The sequence below is a fragment of the Streptomyces katrae genome (assembly GCF_000966975.1).
GTDB lineage: Bacteria > Actinomycetota > Actinomycetes > Streptomycetales > Streptomycetaceae > Streptomyces > Streptomyces katrae.
In genome coordinates this window covers 1-5713 of record NZ_JZWV01000425.1, presented here as the reverse complement: position 1 = coordinate 5713, position 5713 = coordinate 1, and the positions used below count along the sequence as shown (strand labels likewise).

General features: G+C 73.9%; 6 protein-coding genes. 5 read left to right on the top strand and 1 reads right to left on the bottom strand.

Annotated features, from left to right (window positions below; all coding sequences use genetic code 11):
* Positions 1-660, top strand: a 660-nt coding sequence (locus VR44_RS16305) for a LysR family transcriptional regulator substrate-binding protein (RefSeq protein WP_045948224.1), incomplete at its 5' end; no start/stop codon positions are given.
* 77 nt (positions 661-737) lie between these two features.
* Here VR44_RS16305 and VR44_RS16300 read toward each other — a convergent pair.
* Positions 738-1220: an Lrp/AsnC family transcriptional regulator gene (locus tag VR44_RS16300; protein ID WP_045948226.1), complete on the bottom strand. Its 483-nt coding sequence runs from the start codon at positions 1218-1220 to the stop codon at positions 738-740.
* Between the two features lie 166 nt (positions 1221-1386).
* Here VR44_RS16300 and VR44_RS16295 point away from each other — a divergent pair, with 166 nt between their 5' ends.
* The 4 genes from VR44_RS16295 (at position 1387) to VR44_RS16280 (ending at position 5590) form a co-directional block, all read left to right on the top strand.
* On the top strand, positions 1387-2412 hold the full coding sequence (locus VR44_RS16295) for a DMT family transporter (protein WP_245691862.1): 1026 nt from the start codon (positions 1387-1389) through the stop codon (positions 2410-2412).
* Positions 2405-3601, top strand: coding sequence for an amino acid aminotransferase (locus VR44_RS16290; RefSeq protein WP_045948223.1), 1197 nt, complete (start codon positions 2405-2407; stop codon positions 3599-3601). The genes VR44_RS16295 and VR44_RS16290 overlap by 8 nt, the downstream gene beginning before the upstream one ends.
* Positions 3602-3734: 133 nt before the next feature.
* A complete protein-coding gene (locus VR44_RS16285; RefSeq protein WP_045948222.1) occupies positions 3735-4376 on the top strand; it encodes a hypothetical protein in 642 nt (213 codons plus the stop codon).
* On the top strand, positions 4373-5590 hold the full coding sequence (locus VR44_RS16280) for an MAB_1171c family putative transporter (RefSeq protein WP_045948221.1): 1218 nt from the start codon (positions 4373-4375) through the stop codon (positions 5588-5590). The genes VR44_RS16285 and VR44_RS16280 overlap by 4 nt, the downstream gene beginning before the upstream one ends.
* Positions 5591-5713: the final 123 nt, after the last annotated feature.

Sequence of the window (5713 nt, the reverse complement as noted above, 5' to 3'; positions counted from 1 at the left end):
CTCGCGGACGGCCGCCGCGAACTGGCGGAGGCGGCCGGCAGCGGAAGCGGCAGCGTGACGGTGGCCTCCGAGACCCTGATGACCCTGGCCGCCCTGCTCCCGGGCTGGCGCCGCGCCCGCCCCGGCGTGGACCTCCGGCTGCGCCAGTGCCCCGCCGACGCGATGGCGCACCTGCTGCGCACCCGGGAGGCGGACCTCTGCCTCGCCTCCGAGCCGCTCGCCGGGCCGGGACTGGAGTCGGTGGAGCTGCTGCGCGAGGAGGTGCTGCTCGCCGTGCCGGCCGGGCACCGGCTGGCCGGGCGGGAGGGGGTCGCCGTGGCGGAGCTGGCGGGAGAGCCGTTCCTCACGCCGGGGCCGGGGCACTGGCAGCGGGAACTCGCCGACCGGCTCTTCGCCCGGGAGGGCCTGCGGCCCACGGTCGTCTGCGAGGGGAACGAGCCCGGCGCACTCCTGGACCTGGTCGGCGCGGGTCTCGGGGTCGCCCTGCTCCCGGGGATGGCACGGGACGCGGGCCTGCGCGCGACGGTGGCCTGGGCCCGTCTGGAGAGCCCCGACAGCCACCGGGTCCTGTGGCTCGTCCGCGACCGCGAGGCCTTCCGGCCCGCCGCGGTCCGTGACTTCGCCGCCTTCGCCGTCGCGCACTTCCGCGGCGAGGGCTGACTTCTCGGGCACCCCACCCGGCGGGCGCCCGGCCCTCGCGGGCACCAGCCTCAGCGGCCGCCCGGCCCCGGCGGCCCTCAGAGGGGCCGTGCGGCCGCCCCCGGGGTGGGCCGGGGGTAGGTGCGCGACTGCTTGACGCTTCCGAAGGCGAAGCTCGACTCGATCGAGGCGATCCCGGGGATGGCGTGGATCCGGTGGCGGACCAGGGCCTCGTACGCCTCCAGGTCCTCGATGACCACCCGCAGCAGGTAGTCGCTGCTGCCCGCCATCAGGTAGCAGTCCTGGATGTGCTCGATCACCGCCACGTGCTGCTCGAACAGGGCGACCGCCTCCTTGGTGTGCCGCTCCAGCCGGATCCGCACGAAGACGGTGATCGGCAGCCCGAAGGCCACCTGGTCCACCACCGCCGTGTAGCCGCGGATCAGGCCCGCCTCCTCCAGCCGGCGGACCCGGCGCAGACAGGGCGAGGGGGAGAGCCGCACACGGTCGGCGAGGTCCTGGTTCGAGAGCCGCCCGTCGGCCTGCAGCTCGCGGATGATCTGGAGGTCGACGGCGTCCATGGCCACTCCCGGGGTTCCTCGGCGCCCTCTTCGGCGTTTCTTGGCAGATCCTGCCCCAAACGTATGTCCGAGCGGCAGAACTGGCAATCGGCTGCCCCGGCCCAAGCCCTAACGTTGCCGGTGAACGGGCCGGACCGGCCCGCTCTCACAGGCTGGAGTGCATCCCTTGGTCGCGACCAAAACCACCGGCGCGTCCGCGCCTGTCGAACCGGCGGGCCCGCCGGCCGGAAACACCGGCCGGTTCGGGCTCTCCCCGAACGCCCAGGGCATGCTCGCCCTCGCCGTGACCGTGGCGATCTGGGCCGCCTTCGCGCTCAGCGCCCGCGCCCTCAGCGCCTCGACCCTGCTGCCCGCCGACGCCGCCCTGCTGCGCTTCGGCGTCCCCGTCCTCGTCCTGGCCCACGCCCTGTGGCGGCGCAGGCGCCGGATCGCCGCGGTCCGCCCCGGCGCCGCCCTGAAGATCGTCTGCGGGGCCGGGGTGCCCTTCTTCCTGGCGGCCATGCACGGCGGGTCCCTGACCTCGGCGGCCTTCGTCGGCTCGATCGTCCCCGGGATGGTCCCGCTCTTCGTCTCCGCCCTGATGGCCGCCCGCGGCCGCGGCCTCCCCCGGGGCGCCCAGGTGGCCGGGCTGGCACTGATCGCGGCCGGGGTCGCCGCCCTCGTGTGGCGCTACGTGGTCCCGGTCGACGCGGCCGTGCTGGAGGGGGCCGGCACCCTGCTCGTGGCCAGCGGCCTGTGGGCCCTGTACACGGTGGGGCTGCGCGACGTGGACCTCGACCCCGTCGGCTCGATCGGCCTGCTGTGCCTGCCGTCCTTCGCCGTGATCGGGCTGCTGGTCCTCACCGGGGTCCTCCCGACGGGCCTGGCGCACGCGGCGGGCGGCGACATCGCCCTGTTCCTCGTGGTGCAGGGGCTCGGCGTCGGACTGTGCGCGGGACTGCTGTACGCCTTCGCCATCCGCCGGCTGGGCGCCGAGCGCAGCTCCGTCGTCGGCAGCCTCAGCCCCGTGGCCGTGGTCCTGCTCGCGATCCCCGTGCTCGGGGAGTCCCCGACCGCCGCCGTACTCGTCGGCGTCCCCCTGATCACCGCCGGCGTCGTCCTCGCCAACCGGCGCCCCGGGCCCCGTACCCGTACCCGTGGCCGTACCCCTTCCTCCGTCCGCCCCCGTCCCGAGGTCCCCGCAGATGCTTGAGCTCCTCCCCCCGCCGCCCACCGACCCGCTGTGGGACCTGACGTACGAGTTCGGCTCCGACGAGCGGGCCGAGCGGCTGAACCTGGTGCTCGGCGTCTACCGCGACCACACCGGCCGCACCCCCGTCATGGCCGCCGTCCGCGAGGCCGAGATACGGCTGGCGGAGCGCTCCGAGTCCAAGGAATACCGGGGCCTGTCCGGGAACGCCGCCTTCAACCGGGCCCTGCTCACCCTGGTCCTGGGCGACACCGGCCCGCAGGGCCCGGCCGGCCGGGCCGCGGCCGTCCAGACCGTCGCCGGCTCCGGCGCGCTGCGGCTGCTGGCGGACCTGATCTGCCGCACCCGCCCGGGCGCCACCGTGTGGATCAGCGACCCGGCGTACGTCAACCACCGCCCCATCCTGGAGGCGGCCGGGCTGGAGGTCCGCACCTACGGCTGGCGCGACGCCGAGGGCCGCTTCGACGCGGCGGGCGTCCTGCGCGACCTCGCGGCGGCGGGCCGCGACGACGTGGTGCTGCTCCAGGGCTGCTGCCACAACCCCACCGGCGTCGACCCCGAGCCCGAGGACTGGGAGGCGCTGGCCGCACTGGCCGCCCGCGACGGCTGGGTGCCGTTCGTCGACCTGGCCTACCACGGGCTCGGCGACGGACTGGAGGCCGACCTGCGGGCCACCCGGCTGCTCGCCGAGCGGGTGCCGGAGATGCTCATCGCCGTGAGCTGCTCGAAGAACTTCGGCCTGTACAGCGACCGCACCGGCTGCGCCATCGTCCTGGGCGCCTCGGAGCGGGCCGTGCGGCACGCCGAGACGGCCCTGCAGAACGCGGCCCGGACGCTGTACTCGATGCCGCCCGAGCACGGGGCCGCCGTCGTCACGGCCGTCCTGGAGGACGAGGGGCTGCGCGCGCTCTGGCGGGCCGAGCTCGACGCCATGCGCGGCCGCATCGAGGCCAACCGCACGAGCCTCGCCGCAGAACTGGCGGAGCTCGGCTGGGGCGCGCAGGCGGCTTCGCTCGTGCGGCAGCGGGGGATGTTCTCGATGCTGCCCCTCACCCCCGAGGAGATGCTCCGGCTGCGCAGGCAGTACGCCATCTACGGGACCACCGCCGGGCGGATCAACATCGCGGGCATCGAGTCCGGGCGGATCCCCTGCCTCGCGCGGGGAGTCGCGGGCGTGCTCGCCGGCCGCTGAACGGGCGTCGGAGTACCGCGGGTCGAAAGTCCCTGGAGAATGGCCGGATAGAACTCCACGGGAATGGTGGGCAGTTGGCCGTGTGGCATCATGGCCGCGTTGTCGACCGCTGGGTTCGCCGGAGGACTGAGGGATGAAGTTACCTGGCTCCGCGTTACCGGCGTCGGAGGACCGCAGGCTCAGGCGCCGGCTGAAGAAGGTACGCCGGACCTGCGAGGGGCTGCTCGCGGAATGGGGCATGGAGCACGGCTGCGGCATCGACGAACTCCACGCGTATCTCAGCGCGCAGCGCGGCCGTCCCATCCATTTGATTCCCACGGCATTTCCCGAACGCCACCTGTTCGGGATATGGCTGAAAACGGATGACTTCGACATCATCGCCTTCGAGAAGGCGGCTTCGGCGTCGCACAAGGAACACATCATCGCCCACGAACTCGCCCATATCGCCTTCGATCACCAGGGGTCCCTGCGACTGGACCGGGACGAACCCGGAACGGGGGAGCCGGACGGGACGGCGGCGACGGACGGGGCGGGGGCGCCGGAGGGGGCGGGGCTGCCGTTCTCCGACGTCGACCCCGAGGCCGTGCGGAGCGTGCTGATGCGCTCCCGCTACAGCGATGACGAGGAGCAGGAGGCCGAGACGATGGCCTCCCTCATCCTGGCCCGGGCCAACAAGCGGTGGACCGAGCCGGCCTGGGGAGTTCCGGACGAGGCGGCGGAGATAGTGGCCCGGATCGAGAGCGGCCTGGGCAGGCCCGAGCAGGGGCAGGCGTGATCTACACGATCCTCGCGTGGGTCTGTGCCTTCGTCGGCCTCGCGGCCTTCGCCTACCGCCTTCCGGACCTGCTGCGCAGACGGCACGACGTCGCCCTGTGGGCGCTGTGCACGTACTTCCTCTGCTCCGGGATCAGCTTCCTGGTCGACCTGGACCTGCTGCGGCTGCACATCTCCGCCTTCTTCGGGCTGCCCAACATCACCTCGCTGATCACCCAGGCCGCGGTCGTGGTGCTCACCGCCGCCCAGCAGGTGGTCCTCGTCTACTGGTCCTCACCGCCCGCCGAGGCCCGGCGGATGGCACGCCGGCGCGTCCTCGGCTTCGGCGGCGCGCTCGCCGTGCTCGTCGTCTCCTCCTTCTACGTCGGCCCCGTGGCCCACTCGGAGACGGCGACCTCCACGATCCTGCTCAGCATCCAGCACGGCGGATACGCCGTGTACATGTCCTTCTACCTGCTGATCTGCGCGGTCGGGCAGTTCGAGACCGTACGCCTGTCGCTGCGCTTCACCACCATGGCCAACCGCCAGTGGCTCAAGGTCGGCATGCGCACCGTCACCGTCGGCGCCAGCCTGATCCTCGTCTACTGCGTCACCCGTGGCGTCCAGATCGCCGGGACCCGCCTGGACTACGACGGCAGCCCCCTCGACCCCATCCAGTGGACCGCCGGCAGCGTCGGAGCCCTCCTCCAGATCGCCGGCTGGACCATCCCCTCCTGGGGCATCCGCATCACCCGCGCCCGCGGCTGGATCCGCTCCTACCGCTCCTGGCGCCGGCTGCGGCCCCTGTGGTGGGCGCTGTACCAGGCCTCGCCCGACATCGCCCTGGACCCGCCGCGGTCCTGGCTGCGCGACCTCGTGCCGCCCCGGGACCCGCACTACCGCCTCTACCGCCGCGTCATCGAGATCCGCGACGGCCAGCTGATCCTGCGCACCTCGCTCTCGCTGGAGGACTTCTCCCGCGTGGCCCGCTCCCTGGACCTCCCCGAGGACCCGACCTCGCCGCTGGGCGAGGCCCTCCAGGTGCGCGCCGTCCTCAGCCGGCCGGCCGAGGAACGGTCCGAGCGGGCCGAGCGCGCCGACGCCTCCGAGATCCCCGCGCGGCCCCCGTACGAGGACTTCCGCGACGAGGTGGAGTGGCTGAGCCAGGTGGCCTCCTCCTTCAACCGGCTCGGTCAGGGCCGCCCCGGTCCGGTCGACGTGGGCCTGCTGTCATGACGGCGCCCGAGCCGGAGCCCGGCGACCCCGACGAGCTGGTCCCCCTGGCCGCGGGGGCCGTCGCACGGCTGGTCGCCCTCGACACCCAGCGGGGTGCGACCGCGGCCGTGGCCGCCGTACGGG

Bases quoted from the DNA above. Each gene is read 5' to 3' on its own strand.
- VR44_RS16290 (WP_045948223.1), top strand. From the start codon at position 2,405: ATGCTTGAGCTCCTCCCCCCGCCGCCCACCGACCCGCTGTGGGACCTG.
- VR44_RS16285 (WP_045948222.1), top strand. From the start codon at position 3,735: ATGAAGTTACCTGGCTCCGCGTTACCGGCGTCGGAGGACCGCAGGCTC.
- VR44_RS16300 (WP_045948226.1), bottom strand. From the start codon at position 1,220: ATGGACGCCGTCGACCTCCAGATCATCCGCGAGCTGCAGGCCGACGGG.